General features: G+C 68.6%; 13 protein-coding genes. All 13 read right to left on the bottom strand.

The window, feature by feature from the left end:
* Positions 1-504 precede the first annotated feature (504 nt).
* Positions 505-2,706: a type II secretion system secretin GspD gene (gspD, locus tag AC5P60_RS10610; RefSeq protein WP_033834384.1), complete on the bottom strand. Its 2,202-nt coding sequence runs from the start codon at positions 2,704-2,706 to the stop codon at positions 505-507.
* A gap of 9 nt (positions 2,707-2,715) precedes the next feature.
* The gene (locus AC5P60_RS10605) at positions 2,716-3,516 is read right to left on the bottom strand and encodes a type II secretion system protein, XpsN-like (RefSeq protein WP_033834383.1); all 801 of its coding nucleotides are present in this window, start codon (positions 3,514-3,516) and stop codon (positions 2,716-2,718) included.
* Positions 3,506-4,219 (bottom strand): type II secretion system protein GspM, encoded by a 714-nt coding sequence (gene gspM, locus AC5P60_RS10600; protein WP_005408031.1) that lies wholly within the window; start codon positions 4,217-4,219, stop codon positions 3,506-3,508. The genes AC5P60_RS10605 and gspM overlap by 11 nt, the downstream gene beginning before the upstream one ends.
* Entirely contained in the window at positions 4,194-5,339 is a 1,146-nt protein-coding gene (locus tag AC5P60_RS10595; RefSeq protein ID WP_483693474.1) for a PilN domain-containing protein, read from the bottom strand. The genes gspM and AC5P60_RS10595 overlap by 26 nt, the downstream gene beginning before the upstream one ends.
* Positions 5,336-6,199, bottom strand: coding sequence for a type II secretion system minor pseudopilin (locus AC5P60_RS10590; RefSeq protein WP_005408029.1), 864 nt, complete (start codon positions 6,197-6,199; stop codon positions 5,336-5,338). Before AC5P60_RS10590 ends, AC5P60_RS10595 begins: the two co-directional genes overlap by 4 nt.
* The gene (locus tag AC5P60_RS10585; RefSeq protein WP_005412204.1) at positions 6,196-6,828 is read right to left on the bottom strand and encodes a type II secretion system protein J; all 633 of its coding nucleotides are present in this window, start codon (positions 6,826-6,828) and stop codon (positions 6,196-6,198) included. The genes AC5P60_RS10590 and AC5P60_RS10585 overlap by 4 nt, the downstream gene beginning before the upstream one ends.
* Positions 6,825-7,250 carry a type II secretion system protein XpsI gene (gene xpsI, locus AC5P60_RS10580; RefSeq protein WP_164208900.1) on the bottom strand — a complete coding sequence of 142 codons (426 nt, stop codon included), beginning with the start codon at positions 7,248-7,250 and terminating at the stop codon, positions 6,825-6,827. The genes AC5P60_RS10585 and xpsI overlap by 4 nt, the downstream gene beginning before the upstream one ends.
* Entirely contained in the window at positions 7,247-7,741 is a 495-nt protein-coding gene (gene xpsH / locus AC5P60_RS10575; RefSeq protein ID WP_049432185.1) for a type II secretion system protein XpsH, read from the bottom strand. The genes xpsI and xpsH overlap by 4 nt, the downstream gene beginning before the upstream one ends.
* Before the next feature lie 6 nt (positions 7,742-7,747).
* Positions 7,748-8,191 (bottom strand): type II secretion system major pseudopilin GspG, encoded by a 444-nt coding sequence (gene gspG, locus AC5P60_RS10570; RefSeq protein ID WP_004142831.1) that lies wholly within the window; start codon positions 8,189-8,191, stop codon positions 7,748-7,750.
* 49 nt (positions 8,192-8,240) lie between these two features.
* Positions 8,241-9,461, bottom strand: coding sequence for a type II secretion system protein XpsF (gene xpsF, locus AC5P60_RS10565; RefSeq protein WP_005408025.1), 1,221 nt, complete (start codon positions 9,459-9,461; stop codon positions 8,241-8,243).
* A gap of 24 nt (positions 9,462-9,485) precedes the next feature.
* Positions 9,486-11,207: a type II secretion system ATPase GspE gene (gspE, locus tag AC5P60_RS10560; RefSeq protein ID WP_483693473.1), complete on the bottom strand. Its 1,722-nt coding sequence runs from the start codon at positions 11,205-11,207 to the stop codon at positions 9,486-9,488.
* Between the two features lie 137 nt (positions 11,208-11,344).
* On the bottom strand, positions 11,345-13,237 hold the full coding sequence (locus tag AC5P60_RS10555; protein ID WP_483693472.1) for a S8 family serine peptidase: 1,893 nt from the start codon (positions 13,235-13,237) through the stop codon (positions 11,345-11,347).
* A gap of 157 nt (positions 13,238-13,394) precedes the next feature.
* On the bottom strand, positions 13,395-20,576 hold the full coding sequence (locus AC5P60_RS10550) for an ESPR-type extended signal peptide-containing protein (RefSeq protein WP_483693471.1): 7,182 nt from the start codon (positions 20,574-20,576) through the stop codon (positions 13,395-13,397).
* Between the last annotated feature and the right edge of the window lie 128 nt (positions 20,577-20,704).

Genomic DNA, 20,704 nt, shown 5'->3' with positions numbered 1-20,704 from the left:
TCCGGGGCCCGGCCCAGCCGCTGGCGGCTGTGCGTTCGGGCGCTTGCGAAGCAGTGCTTCGCAAGCAAAGCGCCCTCACCCATGTAAGCTCGGTCGCCGCATCCATGCGGCTCACGCCCCCGCAACCGGACCCACCCCGCCTTCGACAGTTTTCCGCGATCTGCCTGCTCTTCTGTAGAGCCGAGCCATGCTCGGCTCAGATCTCACAGATTTCGAAATATTCGATTTCGATGGAGAGTCATCCACGCATGGCGTGGATCGTGTCGACCAAGGTCGACACCTACCAACAGCCGCGGGGATCTGTCAGACGGTGGGGCGGTGTGGGTTGGCAGGACCGTTGGCGCCATGGATGGCGCCATCGAGCCCCCAGGGACGGGTTTACGGCGTGTCCTGCCAACCCACACAGCCCCGCCACCCCTCAGTAAACCCGCTGTTGCCGTTGCTCCGGCTCTGGCTCTGGCTCCGGCCTCTGCGGGTGCCGGGCGCAGCCCGGCCGCAAACCCCTTACTTCTTTGCGCGCGGCTGGTTCAGCGGCTCCATCGCGCGGAAGCGCTGGCTGTACTCATCGGTCAGATTCCGCGCTTCCTGCCCGTTGCGCACGATGCTCGGGGTCAGCAGCACGATCACCTCCGAACGGCGGCTGGTGCGGCTCTTCTGCCCGAACAGCGCGCCGACCACCGGAATCCGGCTCAGGCCGGGAATGCCGCTGCTGCCATCGGTGGCCGAATCGGTGATCAGGCCGGCCAGCATGATGGTGTCGCCGCTCTGCACCGCCGCTTCGGTCGACAGCTTCTTGGTGGAAATCCGCGGGTTGCAGTTGCGCTCGGTCGGATTGCAGTTGTCGGGCACGTTCGAGGCGCTGCTCACTTCCTGCACGATATCGAGGAACACCGTGCCATCGCGGGTTACGCGCGGGCGCACCTTCAGGATCACGCCGGTGTCGATGTACTGCACCGAACTGTAGGTGCCGGTGCCGATACCGGTGTTGACCGTGGTGGTGTTGATCGGCACCTTGTCGCCCACGTTGAGCGTGGCCTCGGCGTTGTTGCGCACGAACACCGAGGGGGTCTGCAGCAGGCGTACATCGGTGACCTTGTCCAGCGCGCTCACCACCGCCGCACCATTGTGGCCGGTGAATGCCCAGCCAAGGCCTTCGCCCCCGGTTGCGGCACCGGCGAAGCTGCTCCAGGAGCCACCCGCTGCTGCCGGCAGGGTCACGCCGCCCAATGCTCCCGTCAGGGCACGCCCGGCCACGGCATTGTCGAAGAACCAGTTCACGCCGTACTTCAGGTCACCATCCAGCGACACCTCGGCCACCTGGGCTTCGATGTGCACCTGCAGCGGCATCACGTCCAGCTTCTCGATCACCTCGCGGATCGAGCGCCAGGCCTGCGGGCTCGAACGCACCAGCAGGGTATTGGTCTCCTCCACCGCCGAGACGCCCACGCGATCGCCTTCCACTTCCAGGCTGACGCTGACGTTGCCGGACTGGCGCTGCGGCAGGTTCATGCTGCCGTTGCCGGCACCGCTGGAACCGCTGCCCGGGGTCGAACCGAAACTGCTGCTGTTGTTGCTGTCCATGCCGCGCTCGCCGTCGCTGCCCAGCTGCGATGGAATCGCGCCGGGTGCCAGCGATGCCGGGCTGGAGCCGCCGCGGTTGCCGCTGCTGGCGAAGGCTTCACTCAGCCGCTCGGCCAGGTCGCGCGCCTTGATGTAGCGCAGCTCGTAGGAGAACAGACGGGCGCTGCCACCGGCGGTATCGATACGGTCCAGCCACTGCTGGATCTGGTCCAGGTAACGCACCTGCGGGGTGATCACCAGCACGGCGTTGGCGTTTTCCAGCGGCAGGAAACGGAACATGCCGGCGCTGGGGGTCTTGCTCTCCTCGCCGAACACCTTCTCCAGATCGGCAGCGACCTGCTCGGCCTTGCCCGACTGGATCGGGAACACGCCCACCGACATGCCCGAGAGCCAGTCAACGTCGAAGATCTCGACGGTGCGCATGTAGTTTTCCAGCTCGGCGCGGGTGCCACCGAGGGTGATCACGTTGCGGCCGCTGTCGACGTTGACGATGGCATTAGGCCGCGCATACGGCTCCAGCACCTTCTTCATCTCGGTGGCGGAGATGAACTGCAGCGGGATCACCCGTACCTCGAAGCCACGCGCACTGGCTGCAGGCGCCGTGCTCGGCGCAACCGTACCGGCCAGCGCCTGGTCGGCAGCGACGATGTTGTAGCGGCCACCGCTGTAGACCATGCGGGCGTTGTTCCAGCCCAGCACCATTTCCAGCAGGTTCAACGCCTGTGCCGGCGACACCGGCTTGGGCGTGGCCAGGGTGACCGTGCCCTGTACACCCGGTGCGATCACGTAGTTCTGGCCCAGCATGTCACCCAGGATGGCCTTGACCACCGCATGCACCGATTCGCCTTCGAAGTTGAAGGTGGCCTCGCCGGTGCTGGCGCCATGCAACGCCGGTGCCGGTGCGCGTGCGGCTTCGCGGTTGATCATGGTGCCGGTGCCACGGCGGATCACCGCCTGCGGAGCGCCCTGGGCGTCACGGGCAGCATCTGCTGCGACATCAGCTGCCTGGCCGGCCTCGGCAGTGGGCGACAGATTGCCCTTGCGCTGCACATGCGGCGCGGACACGGTGCTGCAGCCGACCAGCAGCGCGAGGGCAAAGGACCAGGGAAGAAAACGCAGGCTCATGCATTCACTCTATCGGTTGGTGCCATCGCCCGGGGGCGGCGACGGTTGTTGCTGCTGTTGTTGCTGCAGCTGGCGGCGACGGGCCTGGATGCGTTCGCGGATGGCCTGCATCTGCGCTTCGCTGGGGCCATTGGTGTTGGCAGGAGGTGCCGCGGCGGCGGCTGATGGCACGCTGCTGGCGGGCTGCGGCTGCGCGGTTGCGGTTGCGGTTGCAGCAGCCGGAGGTGGGGATGGCATCGGCGGTGCACCCGCCGGCGGTGGCACAACGACCGCACCCGCCGGCGGCGCGCCATTGGCACCCCGCAGTACGGTGGGCGGCTCGCCGCCCTGGCCATTGAACACGGCCAGTTCCAGCACCTGGCTGCCGCTTGGGCCGATCACCGTGGCCTGGCGCGGCGCAAGCCCCACAAGTTGCCAACCGTCCACCGCTTCGCCGTTGAGGCGCAGCCGCAGCGAACGGTTCTGTTCGGTGGTGAAGGTGGCCATGCCGAAGTCGCCGGTCAACAGCACGCCGGTCAGGCGCAGCGCGGCGCTGGCGGCCGGCTCGCTGCCACCGAGCAGGTAGGGCTTCGGCCTGCGGTCCTCGGCGAAAAGCGGTCGCTCGCCGATCGCGCTGTAGCTGTCGGCGCTGGGCATGCGTTCTGCGGCCAACGGCGGCAGCACCGGCAGCGAAGGCACCGCATCGGCATCGCCATCCGCACCTGGCAACTGGCTACCCAGACCGAAGCCGGTGGCCAGCCAGACCGCCGCAGCCCAACCGGCCAGGGCCAGCAGGAAACCGGTGCGCAGGCTGATCTGCTCAAGTTTCATCAGCGACCTCCTGTCCCTCGACCGGCGCCGCCGGTGCGGGGGCGGGTGGCGCTGAAGGCGGCTGCGGCGCGGACACCGGTTCGGCGGCAGGCGTCGGCGCACTGCCATCGGCTGCTGCACCGGGCAGCAGGTAACCGGCCAGTTCGAATGACACATCCAGGCCAAGCCCGGATTCATTCGGCGACTGCTGGAAGCGCTGCGCGATCAGGTTGAGGTTGTCGACGAACAGGCGCGGGCTGCCGGTCTCCAGGCTGTGCAGCACCGTGGCCAGTTCGGCCACGCCACAGCGCAGGCGCACCTGCATGGCGACGCGCACGAACTCGGCGTCGCGGCGGTTGTCGGTGAGCGGCGTGCGGTTGCTGATGGTGCAGCTGCGGTTGCCCGGGCTGGCCATCGCCACCGCATCCTGCAGCTTCGCGCCGAGCGCAGCGGCTGCAGCCTCGGCGGTGGCCTCGCGCAGGAAGCCCGGCCGCTGCTGCAGTGCCTCGCGGGTGGCACGCAGGCGCTGTTCGATCTGCGGCTGCTGCTGCAGCTGCGCCTGCACGCGCTGCTCGCGCTCGCGCAGGGCGGCGACATCAGCATCGATTTCGCGCAGCGGCTGGGTGAACCAGGGGTGCACCAGCAGCAGGTAGGCCAGGCCCAGCACTGCCAGCAACAGTGCCAGTGCCAGCCAGCGGTCACGGCGTGCGCTTGGCATCGGCATCGGCCGCCTCCCGGTTCGGGGCTGCCGCCGGCAACGGCTGCAGTTCAGCGGTCATGGTGAAGCGGTCGCGGCCACTGGCGGCGCCATCGGCCTGCAGTACGCCGGTCAGGTTGACCTTGCGCCACTGCGGCGCATCCTGCAGCAGCTGCACCAGCTGCGAGGCCTCGCGGCTCAGGCCGATCAGCTGCAGGTTGTTGTTCTCGATGGCCAGTTTTTCCAGGTACGTTCCCTCCGGCAGGCGCCGGGTCAGTTCGTTCCAGATCTCCACCGTACCCGCGCGCTGGCCGCGCTGCTTTTCAAGGAACGCGGCACCGTCGATCAGCGCCTGCAGCTGGGCACGTTCGCTGGCCACGCCACGCGCACTGCGCGCGCTGCGCTCCATCTGGGCACGCAGTTCGTCGGCTGCCGCGCGGCGATTGTCCAGCACCTGCAGGCCAGACAGCACCAGCATCACCACCGCGGCCACGGCCAGCAGAAGGTTCCAGCGCCGCATCGGGTCGGCCTGCAGCTGACGCTGCGCGGGCGGCAGCAGGTTCACCTGCAGAATGTTGCCCTGCGCATCAATGGCATCGACACCGGACAGTGCATCGGCCCATTGGCCCACGTTGCTGCGCCAAGCCTCGAGCTGCCGCAACGGCCAGGCCACCAGTTCGACCTGCAGCTGGCCCTCGCCCGCCGCGCCACGTTCACGCACGTCATAGCTGACCTGGCTGGATTCGAAAGGCGTCTGCCGGTCGATCTCGAAACCGACCACCGCACGCAGACGGTCCGCCGCCGCCGCCGGCAGGCGCAGCTGCCGGCGCAGCACATCGCTTGCCGGCAGCAGCCACACCCGCGGCAAGCTGCGCAGGCGGGCTTCCAGCACGCGATCCAGTTCGGCCGGGGACAGCGGCCACGGCAGCCGTACGACCGGTTCGCGGCGCTCCCCCGCCTCACGCCAGACCTGAAGGTGGTCGCCTTCGCGCTGCAGCAGCAGGCGCGCCTGTGCCCAGCCCAGTGCCCACTGCCAACGTGCCGGCACCCAGGCCAGCAGCGATTGCCGCCACCAGCGCAGGAAACGGCCGGCGCCAGGGCCGATCCGGCCCTGTACCTGCCGCACACTGTCCTGCCATGCCGTCATCTTGCTGTCATTCCCTGCTCCCAGCGAAGCACTGTGTAGGACCGCCCGGGAACCCCGCCCGAGCCATTGCGTACCACTGCCTGCAACACCGACCGGCGTCCACTGCCGTCGGTTGCACGAGACTCGATACTATAGGTGCCGCTGCTGCTGGCAAGCGTTGTCGCACCGCCAGCGGTATCTGCGTCACGCTCCTGCTGTGCGCGCTGCGCCAGCACGGTATCCGCATCCAGGCCCAGTGCGGTCAGCACCGGCGCGCTGGCAAACTGGGGATCCGGGCGCGCCTGGCGGCTGTACAGGGTCAGGTGCGGCAGCATGGCCTGGTACAGCGGGCCGCGCATGCCGAGTACCCGCTGCAGCTCGCCCAGCGTCTCGAAACGCTTGTTGCGGGGGCCATAGGGCAGGCCTGCCGCGGCATAGTCGGGCGCTTCGGCACCGCCGCCGGGCTGCAGCAGGCTGTCCTCGTCGCGCCAGTCGACGATCGCGCCGGCCAGCTGGCGGGCCTGCGCTTCGTCTTCACCCAGCGCCTTGAGGAAGGCGCTCAGCAGAGCCACGTCGGCCAGGTTCAGGTTGATCTTGCCGTTCTCGTCCAGCACCTTGATCTCGATGCTGGCGTCATCGAACTGCCAGCGATAGACACGGCCATCGGCGCGCCAGGGCGCCCGCTGCGGATCGGCGGACAGGCGCGTCAGCGCGTACTCAAGTCCCGCCCGTGCACGCTCCTGGCCTCGCGCATCATCATCCAGCACCCGCTGCTGCAGGTGCTCGACCCGCGCGCTCAACGCGAACGCGCCCACCAGCGCCGTCATCAGGGCGATCAGCCACAGGACCAGTACCAGCGCCGCGCCGTGCGCCCGGCTCATCGCGCTCCTCCACTGCCGCCCGCGCGCGGAGCGACCACCAGTGCAGGCCAGGGAGCGCCCTTGGCGGGCACGATCTGGATCTCCACCAGCATCGGCAGGCGCCGGGTGTCATCCCAGCGCGGCGTCCAATCAGTCACCTGCCCGGTGCTGGCATCGATGCCGCGATAGCGTAGTTGCACCGACTTGAGGTTCTCCACCAGCACCTCCGGTGGGCGCGGCGGAGTTTCGGCGATGCGCTCGCCCTCCTGCAGCAGCACCAGGTCGAGCAGGAGGCGTTGCTGGCCGCTGCGGCCATCCACCTGCAGTGCGTGCAGGTAGGCACCGCCACGGCCCAGATAGCCCGGTAGATCGGCCGCGAACAGCATGCGTTGCTCTTCGCCCTGGAAGAAGATCGGTTCGCGGGTGGGATCGGGCACTTCCAGCGGCGTGCGCAGCGCACCGGCCAGCTGCCGCCGCAGCAGAGCCTCGACCGCACGCATGCGTTCGCTCTCGGCGGCAATCTGCTCGCCACGCTGGCTCACCGCCATCGCCGAGCGCACGCTGGCAAAGGCCAACGCCAGGCCACCGGCCAACAGCACCGTGGCCAACATCACTTCCACCAGGGTAAATCCTGCGGCGCGTCGCTTCATCGCGCGCTCTCCAGGTCCGGCGGCAGCAGGCGCAGGCTGCGCCAGCGCAGTTGTTCGCGTTCGCCTTCGCCCCAGCGCACCTGAAGCTGCAGCTCGGCCAGCCAGGGAGCCCCCGGCGATTGCGCCTGTGCCTGTACCGCCTTGGCGGCACGCGGCTCGACCCATGGCTGTACCTGCAGCTCCCAATGGTATCGGCCCTGTTCCCAGTCGCCCTGCTGGCTGCCCACCTGCAATGGCGCGGCGACACCAGCTTCGGCCAGCAATGACTGCGCATGCAGCACCGCACGCGTGCGCAGCTCGGCCTCCCGGACCTGTTTCGCGCCACCTGACAGGCTGCCCAGCAGCAGCGTCAGCGCCAGGCCCAGCAAGGCGAAGGCGATGATCACTTCCAGCAACGTGAAACCACGCGCCTGCCGCTTCATGGCGCCTGCCACGGGCCGGAGCGGACCTCGCCGGTCAGCCAGCCGACATCGATGCGCCATTCGGCGCCCTCACGTTGCAGGCGGATGTGGCCACCACTGGAGCCACCATCGGGATGGAACTCGATCACGCCCTGCCCCGGCGCGGTGGCCAGCTGCGCGGCACCTTCGAACTGCACCTGCAGCTGCGTCGGCACATCGCCCTGCCGCTGGTTGGCCCCCTGCCAACGGCGACGCGCCGGTTCGATCACGAAGCGCTGCGGCTCACCGCGCGCGATGGCCTGGGCGCGCACCATGCGCAGCTGGTTGGCGATGTCCTTGCCGGCGCTGCGCAGCTGCATGCCGGCAAAGCCGCGCGACAGACCCGCAGCGGTGATCAGGCCGATCGCGGCGATCAGCGCGATCACCAGCAGCATTTCCAGCAGCGACAGGCCCGCTGCGCGCCTGCCGTGCAGGCGCGGGCGAGGCAGCCGGCGCGGCAGGAAATGCGTCATGCCCGGTTACGGCTGGTAGCGGATGTCAGCGTCGACGCTGCTGCCGCCGGCCTTGCCGTCCTTGCCCAGGCTGATCAGTTCATACGGCTGGCCTTCGCCCGGCGCGCGGTACTCCAGCGCGTGGCCCCACGGGTCATTCAGGTCGGCCGGCTTGGCGTACGGGCCCAGCCAGCCGCCGACACCTGCCGGTGCGGTCACCAGATCGTTGAGCGAGCCAGGCAGCTTGCCGGTATCGATCTGGTAGTTGTCGACCTTGGAGGCAACGGTCTGCACCTGGGCCTTGGCGATGTTCGCCTTGCCACGATCGGCACCGCCCAGCACGCGGCTGGCGACCAGGGTCAGCACCGCGCCGATCAGCACGATGACGATGATGATCTCCAGCAGGCTCATGCCCGACTGGTTGCGCGCGGCAGTGAAGGAAAGGCGGATCGGTCGACGGGAAGCAATCATGGTCGGTCCTTTCAGTTGCGGAGTGTCGGGGTTGCGTAGGGAGCCATCATCAGCCGATGGCATTGGTCAGGTCGTACAACGGCACCAGCACGGCGACGATCACCGCACCGACCACCGAGGCCAGCACCAGGGTGATCGCTGGTACCATCGCGGCCAACAGGCGGTCGATGCGACGGGCGCTGTCCTGTTCAAACGTGTCGGCAGCTTTCAGCAGCATGGTATCGAGGGCACCGGATTCCTCGCCGACCTGGATCATCTGCAGGGCCAGGCGTGGGAAACGCTTGCCGCGTGACAGTGCCAGCGACAGGCCGGCACCGTTCTTCACTTCGTCGGCGGCCGCTTCCACATCAGCGGCCAGCGCGCGGTTGCCCAGCACGTTGCGTGCGATGCCCAGCGCCCCGAGCAGCGGCACGCCATTGCGCAGCAGGGTGCCCAGCGTGCGCGCCAGCCGCGCGGTTTCCAGTTCGCCCAGCAGGCGGCCGATGCCGCGACGCTGCAGCAGCCATCCATCCAGCGCCAGCCGGAACGCCGGTTGCCGTACCTTGCGTTCGAAGAACAATGCCAGCAGTGCGGGCACCACCAGCAGCAGCACCCACCAGTCGCGCACGAACAGGCCCAGCTGCAGCACCGCATTGGTGAACCACGGCAGCGCCACGTCCAGGCTTTCGTACATCTGCGCGAACTGTGGCACCACGTAACCGAGCAGGAACAGCAGCGCACCGCCCACCACCACCAGCAGGATGGCCGGATAGACCAGTGCGTTGATCACCTTGCCCTGCAGCGCGCGGCTGCGTTCGAGGTAGTCGGCCAGCCGCTGCAGGGTCTCGTGCAGGCTGCCACCCGCCTCGCCGGCACGCACCATGTTCACGTACAGGCGCGAGAACAGGCCGTGCTGGCGCTCCAGCGCGGTCGACAGCGGCGCACCGCCGCGCACCACGTCGCGGATGTCGGTGATCGCACGCCGCGAGCGTTCGTCTTCCGGAAGCCCGAGCAGGATCGACAGTGCACGGTCCAGCGGCTGGCCCGCACCAAGCAGGGTCGCCAGCTGCTGGGTGAACTGCAGCAGCGCCGCGCCCTGCAACGGGCGCTGGCGCAGCAGCGTGCGCCAGCTGCTGCCGCCGACCACGCCGCCATCTGCCAGCTGGGTCTCCATCGGCAGATGGCCCTGATCCTGCAGGCGCGCGACCAGTTCGGCCTCGCTGGCGGCTTCCATCTGCCCGTCGAATATCTCGCCGTGCGAATTGAGCGCTTTGTAGCGGTAGTTCGGCATGTCAGCCCCGGCGTCCTGCGCGCATCAGCTTTCCTCGGTCACGCGCAGCACTTCCTCGATGGTGGTCTGGCCGCGGAGTGCTTTGGCCAGGCCATCCTCGTACATGGTGCGCATGCCGGCTTCACGGGCGATGCGTTCGATCTCGCCCATGCCATCGCGGCGCATCACCGCACGCCGCAGCGCGTCGTTCATCACCAGGAATTCCATGATGGTGGTGCGGCCCAGGTAACCAGTCGGCGCCAGTGCCGAAGGCTTCGGGCGGTATAGATGGATCGGCCCTTCCGGCTGCAGGCGGCGCAGCTCGAAACGCTCGATCTCCTCCGGCGAGGCTTCATAGCGCTCGGCGTGGGTCGGCTCCAGCCGACGCACCAGGCGCTGGGCCAGGATGCCGTTGATGGTGGACGTGAGGAGATAGTCCTCCACGCCCATGTCGAGCAGGCGGGTGATGCCGCCGGCCGCATTGTTGGTGTGCAGGGTGGACAGCACCAGGTGGCCGGTCAGCGCCGACTGGATCGCGATGCGCGCGGTTTCCAGGTCGCGCATTTCGCCGATCATGATGATGTCCGGGTCCTGGCGCACGATGCTGCGCAGTGCGTTGGCGAAGTCCAGGCCGATCTGCGGCTTGGCCTGGATCTGGTTGATGCCCTCGATCTGGTACTCGACCGGATCTTCCACCGTGATGATCTTGACGTCGGCGGTGTTGAGCTGGCTCAGCGCGGTGTACAGCGTGGTGGTCTTGCCCGAACCGGTCGGGCCTGTGACCAGCAGGATGCCGTGCGGTTGTTCCAGCACTTTGCGGAACTGCGGCAGGAACGCATCGGTAAAGCCGAGACGATGGAAATCGAACACCACCGTTTCGCGGTCGAGCAGGCGCATCACCACGCTTTCGCCGTGCGCGGTCGGCACCGTGCTTACGCGCAGGTCCAGCTCCTTGCCCTGCACGCGCAGCATGATGCGGCCGTCCTGCGGCAGGCGGCGCTCGGCGATGTTGAGGCGGGCCATGATCTTGATGCGGCTGATCACCGCTGCGGTGAGGTTGGCCGGCGGGCTTTCGCCCTCCACCAGTACGCCATCGACACGGTAACGCACCTTCAACCGGCTCTCGAACGGTTCGACATGGATGTCCGAAGCGCGCAGTTCCACCGCACGCTGGATCACCAGGTTGACCAGGCGGATCACCGGCGCTTCCGAGGCCAGGTCGCGCAGGTGCTCGATATCGTCGACCGCGCCGCCCTCGCCGTCTGCGGTTTCAACAATCGCGCCCATCGCGCTGCGGCCCTGGCCGAACCAGCGCTCGACCAGATCATCGATCTCCGCACGCATGCCCAGCACCGGGGTCACCGGTACGCCAAGTGCCAGCTGCACAGCCTGCTGCGGATAGGGATCGTGGGCATCGGCCAGCCACAGCCGTACACCCTGTTCATCCAGCGCCAGCGGGCATACATGGAACTGTTTGAGGAAACGCAGGGACAGCGGCAGGCCCTCGGCCAGACCCTGGGGCGGTGAATCCGGCAGCTGCTTGCCATCCAGCAGCGGCAGGCCCAGCACCTCGGCGCTGGCCTGCGCCTGGTCACGTTCGGACACCAGCCCCAGCCGCACCAGCAGGCCAAGCAGGCTGCCGCCGGCCTCCGCGTGCAGCGGCCGTGCCCGTGCAAGATCGCTCTCCTTGAGGCGGCCACGCGCCAACAACGCATCCAGGATGCGGCCTTCGGCGTCGTCGGCAGCGGTTGCAGCAAGGGCGTTCACGTGACTCTCCTGTCAATCGGCTCGACTTTAGCAGTTACGTCGTGATTTCCGTCGCCCCGCCGCCCGCTTTCGTAAAAAGACGAAGCCCGTCACATGCGGGTGACGGGCTTCGGCCATTCAACTACCGCATTGCGCGCTTACTGCGTGGCGAGAATGCTCACACCGCTGTAAGCCGCCTCGCCCACCACCTTGATGTAGTAGGTGCCGGCAGTCGGTGCCGTCACCCGCACCGTTTCCGAGGTGCCCGGACGGGTCGAGCGCGCATCGTTGTCGGTGGCACTCGGCTCGCGGCCCTTGGCCAGGTAGACCGACACGTTGCCGGTGCCACCATAGGTGATGACGCTGAGCAGCTTGCCTGCCGCGGCTTCGAAGCTGTAAAGCACGCTGCTGCCGGCGGCACCACTCAACCCGCCGATGGCCACCTTGTTGGTCAGCGGCTTGGCCACCGGCCCGCAGTTCTCGGTGCACGGCTCTTCCAGGGCCTTGTCCAGCGCGGCCTTGGCATCGACGATGCCGGTACCGATCGGGGTGGCGGACGGAATGCTGACCGGGAACGGACGTGCCGTTTCCTTCAGCAGGGTACGCATGCCCGCCGGCGCGAGCGGGTCGCGGTTGGCGGCGATCAGCGCGCTCTGCACCAGTGCGGCGACGGCAGCCACATGCGGTGCCGCCATCGACGTGCCAGCCTTGCCGCCAAGGGTGTAACCCTCGGTGGAACCGGCTGCCGGCGGCGACGTCTTGCTGCTGGACACCGCCTGCCAGACATAGCCGTTCGGATTGCCGTCGGTGACGCCACCGCCCGGGCCGGACAGATCGATGCGGGTACCGAAGTTGGAGTAGTAGGCCATGGCGCCGGTGATGCCGGTCGCGCCGACCGAGACCACGCCATCGCAGTTGGCCGGGCGGGCGTTGGCGACATTCATCGAGTCGTTGCCGGCTGCCACCACCACCAGGGTACCGCGGTTGGTGGCACCGGTGATGGCCGCCTGGTAGGCCGGATCGCAGCTGCCGGAGCCGCCCAGGCTCATGTTGATGATCTCGGCCGGATTCTGGTTGGCAGGGATGCCGGCCACGGTACCGCCCGAGGCCCAGGTGATGGCGTCGGTGATGTCCGACAGGGTGCCACCGCAGTAGCCGAGCACGCGCACCGGCAACACCTTGGCCTTGTAGGCCAGGCCGGCGGTATGCAGGCCGTTGTTGGTGGCCTCGGCGATGGTGCCGGTCACATGGGTACCGTGCCAGCTGCTGTCGCGTACCGGCGAGCCGTCGTAGCAGGCATTGGCGGTGGGCATCCAGTCACCGTAGTCGAGTGCACCCGGCACGCGGCCATCGGCGGCACGACGCGAGCGGCTGGCCTGGCTGATGAAGTCGTAGCCCTCCAGCAGGGTGCCGGCGGCGAAATCCGGGTGCTCGGGCAGGATGCCGGTATCGAGCACGGCCACCACGATGCCCTCGCCCTGCGAGACGTCCCATGCGGCCGGTGCGTTCACGCCACCGACCGGGTTGTGGAAGTGCCAGTTGTGGCTCTGGTAGTACGGATCGTTGGGCACGAAGCTGGGCGACGCATCGGACTTCGCGACGGCGTCCGCACGCGGCGACGACGCGGCATCGATCGGATACATGATGGCGTCGGCCACCGCATATTCGACGGTCGGGTCAGCCTTCAGTTCGCCCAGCACCTTGTCCAGTTCGGCGCGCGCGATCCCTCCCTGCAGGCGGATCAGATCGGCACCGATGCCCAGCTTGCGGGCCACCTGCGGGCGCAGCGCGGCACTGCGCGCAGCCGCGTTGGTACCTGCCGGCACGGCGCGGGCGATGGCCGAGTTGACCACGGCCAGCTTGGCGTTCGCATCGGCAGCTGCGGCGCTGCCAGCGCGGTACTTCACGATGATGCCATCCACCTGCTGCGTCTTCGGGCCGGACAACGGCGCATTTGCTTTCAGGTCGGCGGCCTGTGCCAGGCCAACACCGGTCAGCGACAGCACGGCGGCTGCCAACACATTGATGCGAAGGTTCTGCTTCTTGATCACGTCGAATTCCTCTTCTGGGTCATGGATCGAACCAACACTGCGGCCATCATTCCTTGACGACTCCCGGCCGGCCCAGCCGGGATTGCCGTGACCTCCCCCCAGGCCCTCGTTGCAGGTGCTGCGCCGGCGTGGGTGGCCGCCGGCGCGATGGAGTGGCTTACCAGCCGAAGCCGGCACCGACGCCGACCGAGCTGTCGTCGCTGCTGAAGGCGCCGCCGAACGTCACCGTGGCGCGATCGCTGATCGCGCGCTGGTAACCCAGCGACAGTGCCGATTCACCGCCCTGGAAGCCGATGCCGACGCCGACCCGGTTCTGGGTACGGATGCCGGCAGCACTGGTGGCCATGTTGAGCATCGCCGCGCTCATCGCGCCCTGGCGGTCGATGCGGCGATCCATGTGGCGCAGGCGTCCGTCGATCTCGCCCTTGAACACATCGAAGCTGTCGGCGACGGCCTGGACGCGGCTGTCGGTGTAGCTGTTGGCGGTAGCCATGCCACGATCAAGCTGGCCCTTGTTGACCGCATCGGTGGCGGTGGTACCGGCTGCCACGTTGGTGACCTGGCGTTCGTTGCCTTCGCTGCCCACCGAGACCGTGTTGGCACGATCAGCGACCGAGCCCTGGCCCAGCGCCACCGCGTTCGCAGCGGTGGCATTGGCACCCTGGCCGATGGCGGTGGACGAGGCGCCGCTGGCCACTGCGCCGTCGCCCATGGCGACCGCGTTGAGGCCCGATGCCGGGGTGCCCACCGGGATGCCCGCGCCCGCCGCAGCAGCGGTCGGCGTGCCCTGCACGCGTGCGCTGCTGGCCGGTGCTGCATCGGCCGCAGCCGGTGCTTCGGCAACGCTGGCCAGTGCGCTTTCATCCAGGGAGGCACTCATTGCGCGCAGGCTGGCAGCACCTGCACGCGTGCCACCTGCAGTACGGCGGTCAATCTCACTGACCTTGCGGTCCAGCGCACCCAATGCATCGCCGACGTTGCTGTAGGTGGCGCCCTGGATCACATAGTTCGGTGCCACGAATACGCCCTGCATGCCGACGCTGGCACCGCCGCCGAGGAAGCTGGCGGCATCGCTGAGCGACTGGAACAGCTGGCCGCCATTGATCGCCTGGCGGCTGCCGGCGGCGATGCTGCCGGCACCGACGTTGTCTATGGTGGTGCCCTGGAAGCCGGACAGGGTCAGGCGGTCACGGCTGGCGTCGTCGTAGCCGACCGCACTGGCCGCCGTGGTCTCCACCGTGGCGATGCGCGAATCGAAATCACCGACGCGGGTTTCCACTGCGCCCACGCGCTGGTTGGTGACATTGAGCTGGGAGCCGGTCACTGCGTCACTGCTGCCGGCAGCGATGCGGCCATCGGCCACGTTGACGATGCGCCGGGTGGCCGGGCCATCGGTGGGGTTGCCACTGCCCACCGACACAACATTGGCATCCAGCGCACGCGCTCCAGCACCGATTGCAACCGAGTTGACGCCGACCGCTCCCGCACCGGCGCCAACGGCCAGTGCACCGGAGGCAGACACCGTGGCATTGGCACCCAGCGCGATGCTGCGTGCGCCCGCCGCATTGGCCACCGAGCCCATCGCTACCGAATCGGTACCGATGGCGTTCGCGGTTCCCGTGCCATTGGCGCGGAAATATCGGTTGGTGGTGTTGGCGGTGAACGCAACGGCGTCCAGCTGCCCGCGATTCACTGCGTCATTGATTTCGGTACCGTTGGCGACATTGGTGACCTGCCGGTTGTTGACGGCACTGCCGACGGACACGGTATTGGCACGATCGGCCACCGAGCCTCCACCCAGTGCGACACTGCCGGCAGCCGAAGCGTTGGCACTGACACCCACCGCCGTGGCATTCAAACCGGTGGCCTTGCTGCCGTAACCGACCGCAGTACCCAGGCGGCCGCTGGCTTCGGCATAGCTGCCCAGCGCCGAAGCGCCATCGGCCGAGGCACTGGCGCGGAAACCACTGGCCTGCGACTGCGTGCCGGTAGCCGTGGACTGCGCACCGTTGGCCGTGCTGTAGGGCCCCTTGGCCTGGGCCCCGGCGCCAGTGGCGCTGGCGCCGGTTTCGCTGGCGCTGGCGCCGCTGCCCAGCGCAACGCTGTCGACACCGCTGGCCTGCGCAGCATTGCCCAGTGCGGCAGCGTTGTTGCCGGTGGCCAGTGCATCGAAGCCGACCGCGGTGGCGTTGGCGGCCATGGCGTTGGCGCCGCTGCCCAGCGCAGTCGCACCGTTGCCGATCGCATTGGCCGCATTGCCTGCCGCCAGCGCATTTTCACCATCGACCAGTGCACCGGCCTCGCCATCGGCATTGCCGCTGGCCTGGAACTGGCGGCTGGTCTTGTCGGCCACGCTGGCAACGGCGTCGAGCTGGCCCTTGTTCACCGCATCGGTGGCTTCGGTACCGGCTGCAACGTGGGTGACCTGGCGTTCGCTGCCGGCCTTGCCAACGGCCACCGTGTTGTCACGGTCAGCCTTGGAACCGGCACCGAGCGCAACGCTGTTGCTGCCATTGGCGGTGGCATTGGCACCGAGCGCCGTGGCGTTGGCGCCTGCCGACCAGGCATTCCAGCCGATGGCGGTAGCGTAATCCTCGGTGGCCCATGCACCGGCACCGAATGCTGCCGCACCGGTGCCACTGGCGCGCGACGGAATCAGGCCGAAGAAGGTGCTGCCGCCGATCGCCACGCTTTCCGCACCGCTGGCTTCACTCGACTGACCCACCGCAACCGCGCCGGTGCCCGCCGCCGCGGCCCCGAAGCCCACCGCCGTGGTGTTGGCACCGCTGGCAGCCGAGCCGTAGCCGAGTGCGGTGCCAAGGCGACCGGTTGCTTCGGCATAGCCACCCACCGCTGTGGTGCCATCGGCGGAGGCCGCACTGCGGAAGCCGCTGGCAAGGGACTGTGCGCCACTGGCGTTGGATTCGGTACCGTTGGCGGTGCTGTAGACACCGCTTGCCTGTGCACGCGCGCCCGCCGCGCTTGTCCCCACTTCGCTGGCGCTGGCGCCGCTGCCCAGGGCCAGGCTGTCCTCGCCGGTGGCCTGTGCGGTGTTGCCCAGTGCCGCCGCGTTGGTGCCGGTCGCCAGCGCATCGATGCCGACGGCGGTGGCGTTGGCGGCCAGCGCATTGGCACCACTGCCGAGCGCAGTGGCACCGTTGCCGATCGCGTTGGCCGCATCACCTGCTGCCAGCGCATTGTCACCCTCCACCAGCGCGCCGGTTTCACCATCGGCATTGCCACTGGCCTGGAACTGCCTGCTGGTCTTCTCCGCAGCGGCGGCTACGGCATCGAGCTGGTTCTTGTTGACCGCATCGTTGCCCTGCGTGCCATCGGCCACGTTGGTGATCTGGCGGGTGTTGCCGCCGCCGCCCACCGATACGGTGTTGTCGCGGTCCGCAATCGAATCCGCACCGAGCGCCACGCTGTTGGCCGCGCGCGATTCCGCCGCGTTGCCCAGCGCGGTGCTGTTGATGCCCCCCGACCAGGCGCCACCGCCCACCGCCGTGGAGTAGTTGCCCGAGGCTTCGGTAGCCAGCACGCCGAACAGCGAGCCGCCGACGGCGACGCTGTTGGTGCCGGTGGCCATGCTCCCCTGGCCGGTGGCGGTGCTGTAGGCGCCGGACGCTTGCGAATCACCGCCCAGCGCCACGCTGTTGGAACCCGAGGCGTTGGCGAAGTTGCCGAAGGCGGTGGCATTGAAGGCCGAGGCCTGTGCGTAGCCGCCGATGGCGGTGCTGTAACCACCGGAGGCTTCGGCACCGATACCGAATGCTGCCGCAGCCGTGCCGCTGGCCACGCTCTCGCTGCCGACCGCGGTGGCACCACTGCCACTGGCATTGCTGAAGTAGCCCACGGCTACGGCTTCTTCGCCGGAGGCTTCGGACAAGGCACCGCTGGCGGTGCTGCCTGCGCCGCTGGCGATGCTGGCCGCGCCGAACGCTGCACTCTGCTCACCGCTGGCTTCGCTTTCCGCACCCTGCGCGGTGGCGTATTCGCCGGTGGCCTGTGCATTGGCGCCTACGGCACTGGCATTGGCGGCGGTCGCCAGCGCGTTGAAGCCGATCGCCTGCGCGTTGCCGGCCAGCGCATTGGCACCGCTGCCAAGCGCGGTGGCACCATTGCCGATGGCGTTGGCTGCATCACCTGCGGCCAGTGCGTTGTCGCCCTCCACCAGCGCACCCGCCACATCGTCGCCGTTGCCGCTGGCCTGGAAGAAGCGGCTGGTGGTTGTGGCGGTGCTTGCCACCGCGTCCAGCTGTGCCTTGTTCACCGCATCGGTGGCCTGGGTACCGGCGGCGACGTTGGTGACCTGGCGCTCGTTGCCACTGCTGCCCACCGACACCGTGCGTGCGCGGTTGGCGACCGAGCCTGCGCCGAGTGCAACGGCGTTGCTGGCACTGGCATTGCTGCCCGCACCCAGCGCGATCGCACTTTCGCCGCCGGCCACCGTGTTGGTGCCGATGGCGATGCTGTTGATGCTGTTGCCCAGCGCCTGGAAGCCCAGCGCCACGCTGTTGTCGCCATAGCCGAAGGCACCACGGCCGACTGCGGTGGCGCTGGTTCCGTTGGCCCAGCTGTTGTAACCGATCGACGTGGCGCCAGCGCCGCTGGCCCACGCCGCGTTGCCGAACGCCGAGGCATTGGTGGCGGTCGCCCACGCACCGGAACCAAAGGCGCTGGCGCCGCTGGCGGTGGCCCAGCTGTAGCCGCCCACCGCGGTACTGTCATCGCTGCTGGCAAACGCACTGTCACCCACCGCCACCGCATACGCGCCGGTGGCGCGCGACTTGCCGCCGGCGGCGAAGCTGTTGTCACCACTGGCCTTGGCCGCATTGCCGAAGGCGCTGCTGGCTGCACCGCTGGCCTGCGCAGCGCTGCCGACCGCCGTGGCATCGGCCACGGCCGTGGTACCCACCTGCTGCGCCTTGCCATCTGCACCGATGATGGGTTGGTTGAACTCGTCGTAGGCCTGGCCCAGGCCACCGATGGCGACACCGCCATTGCCGGTGGCCGTGCTGTTGCGGCCCACCGCCACGCTGTCATCGCCGATGGCCGACGCGGCCGCGCCATGTGCAACCGCGCCGGCACCGATCGCATTGCTCGACGAACCGGCCGCGATGGCACCCTCGCCTTCCACCAGCGCACCGGCATCACTGCCAGCTTCAGGCTGTGCCTGGAAGAAGCGCGCGGTGCTGTCGGCAGTGCTGGCCACCGCATCCAGCTGCGCCTTGTTCACCGCATCGGTGGCTTCACTGCCGGCTGCAACGCTGGTGATCTGCCGCTCGTTGCCGGCACTGCCGACGGCCACGCTGTTGGCACGCACCGCTTCGGAGTTCGCGCCCAGCGCGACGCTGTTGGCGCCGCGTGCCGTAGCGTAGTAGCCCACTGCGGTGCTCTGCGCACCACTGGCCCAGGTCTGCGCGCCAAGCGCGCTGGCGTTCTCGCCCGGCGCATAGGCGAAGTAGCCCACCGCGGTGGCTTCGGCGCCGGAGGCTTCGCTGAGGCTGCCGTTGGCCACGGCACGGTCGCCGCTGGCGATGGCGCCGGCACCCACCGCGGTCGCGGCTCCACCACTGGCCTGTGTCTGTACGAAGAAGCCCAGGCCGGGAATCAGGTCGGCCGGGCCACCAATGGCGACGCTGCTGGTGCCCGTGGCATTGCTCTGCGTACCCAATGCCGTGGAGTAATCACCGATGGCATTGGAGACCGCACCGAACGCCGACGCCTGCGCGCCGGACGCATAGGCCCCCACGCCATAGGACGACGCGGCAAAACCGCTGGCATCGGCACTGGCGCCGACGGCCGTGCCACCCACGCCGGCACTGATGGCGCCGGTGACCACCGGCACGCCACCACTGGTGATCAGCGGGTTGCCGTTGGCATCCACCGCAGCGCCACCGACGGCCACGCTGCCCGGTCCGTTGGCCTGCGCGTTGTTGCCGAATGCTGCGCTGTTCTGGCCCGAGGCCAACGCGTTGTTGCCCACCGCAGTCGCGTTCTGCGCAACGGCAGTGGCACCGGCACCGACCGCCGTGGTGCCAGTGCCGATGGCATTGGCGGCCTCGCCTGCGGCCAGCGCGTCGTCACCTTCAGCCAGCGCACCGGCATCGCTGTTGCTGCTGCCGGTGGCCTGGAAGCGCTTGGCGGTGGCATCGGCCACTGCGGCAACATCCTTCAACTGGCCAACGTTGACCGCATCGGTATCTTCGGTGCCGGCGGCAACGCTGGTGATCTGGCGGGTCAGGCCATATCCGGCGGCACCGACGGACACGGTATCGACACGGTCAGCCAGCGAACCGGCGCCCAACGCCACGCTGCCGGTAGCGACCGCGGCCGAATTGGAGCCCAGCGCGGTGCTGTATTCACCGACGGCCGTGCTGAACGCACCTACTGCAATCGAGGCTTCGTTGGCAGCCGTGGCGCCGCGGCCCAATGCGGTACTGCCGGGGCCCATCGCTACGGCACCGCCACCGACGGCGGTCGCGCCATCGGCGGTGGCTTCGGACAGTGCACCCAGTGCCGTTGCTGCACCGTTTTCGCTGGCGGCGTAGGCGCTGGCACCGACGGCGGTATCGCCAAGGCCGAACGCTGCTGCGCTTTGCCCGACCACCACGCTGGCATCGCCGATCGCTAGCGCGCCCTGGCCGAATGCGCTGGCGCCGATGCCTGCAGCAATGGCCTGGGTACCGATGGCAGTGGTGGCGTTGGCCAGCGACTGCGCACCGGCACCGGCGGCCAGTGCGCCCTCGCCCTCGATCTTCGCCGCGTCGCTGTCATCGCCTGCGCCGTCGGCCTTGAAGTAGCGGTTGCCGTCGGCGGCAACGTCGGCCAGCGCGGCCTGCGTGGCACGCGCCTGCGCGTCCAGCTGCGCCTTGTTCACTGCGTCGGTCGCCTGCGTGCCTGCGGCGACATTGGTGACCTGCCGTTCCTTGCCGGCATCGCCGACGGAGACGGTGTTGGCACGCGTGGCTTTGGAGCCGGCGCCCAGCGCCACGCTGTTGGCCGCACTGGCACTGCTGTTGCTGCCGATCGCCACCGCATTGCTGCCCTTGGCCGTGGCCGAGCCTTCGATCAGGCACTTTTCGAGCAGCTTGCCGCTGAATGCCACGCAGGTGGCGCTACCGCCGATCTGCACCGACTGTGCGGTGGCAGAGCCACTCATGCCCAATCCCAATACCAGGCCCAGTGCCACCGCCAGCAGTGCGGGCGTGGCCTGTGTCGCACCGCGGCGCTGGTCGACGACCCCACCGCTGCTGCTGTCGGAGGAAGCCAGTTCCGAGGCCACCACCAACTGACCCAATGCTTTGTTCCAGACCTTGCGATAAATCCGATTCATCGGTACGGCTCCTGATTGGACTGGTTTTGGGCAAAGCAACGCCACCGCTGGGCTTTCCGGCCCAACGTCCCCTGGGGGCGTTTATTCGCGTGATTTACTGCGGGGTATTGCCGAACGGCGCGCAGCGA

The organism is Stenotrophomonas sp. YJH_SMC_120 (assembly GCF_059368675.1).
Note: the sequence above shows the minus strand (reverse complement) of the source record. Positions and strands in the feature narration are given on the sequence as shown.

What these genes read in the sequence shown, in the direction of transcription:
- gspD (WP_033834384.1), bottom strand. Translation starts at nt 2,706, where the DNA reads ATGAGCCTGCGTTTTCTTCCCTGGTCCTTTGCCCTCGCGCTGCTGGTC.
- AC5P60_RS10605 (WP_033834383.1), bottom strand. Translation starts at nt 3,516, where the DNA reads ATGAAACTTGAGCAGATCAGCCTGCGCACCGGTTTCCTGCTGGCCCTG.
- gspM (WP_005408031.1), bottom strand. Translation starts at nt 4,219, where the DNA reads ATGCCGATGCCAAGCGCACGCCGTGACCGCTGGCTGGCACTGGCACTG.
- AC5P60_RS10595 (WP_483693474.1), bottom strand. Translation starts at nt 5,339, where the DNA reads ATGACGGCATGGCAGGACAGTGTGCGGCAGGTACAGGGCCGGATCGGC.
- AC5P60_RS10590 (WP_005408029.1), bottom strand. Translation starts at nt 6,199, where the DNA reads ATGAGCCGGGCGCACGGCGCGGCGCTGGTACTGGTCCTGTGGCTGATC.
- AC5P60_RS10585 (WP_005412204.1), bottom strand. Translation starts at nt 6,828, where the DNA reads ATGAAGCGACGCGCCGCAGGATTTACCCTGGTGGAAGTGATGTTGGCC.
- xpsI (WP_164208900.1), bottom strand. Translation starts at nt 7,250, where the DNA reads ATGAAGCGGCAGGCGCGTGGTTTCACGTTGCTGGAAGTGATCATCGCC.
- xpsH (WP_049432185.1), bottom strand. Translation starts at nt 7,741, where the DNA reads ATGACGCATTTCCTGCCGCGCCGGCTGCCTCGCCCGCGCCTGCACGGC.
- gspG (WP_004142831.1), bottom strand. Translation starts at nt 8,191, where the DNA reads ATGATTGCTTCCCGTCGACCGATCCGCCTTTCCTTCACTGCCGCGCGC.
- xpsF (WP_005408025.1), bottom strand. Translation starts at nt 9,461, where the DNA reads ATGCCGAACTACCGCTACAAAGCGCTCAATTCGCACGGCGAGATATTC.
- AC5P60_RS10550 (WP_483693471.1), bottom strand. Translation starts at nt 20,576, where the DNA reads ATGAATCGGATTTATCGCAAGGTCTGGAACAAAGCATTGGGTCAGTTG.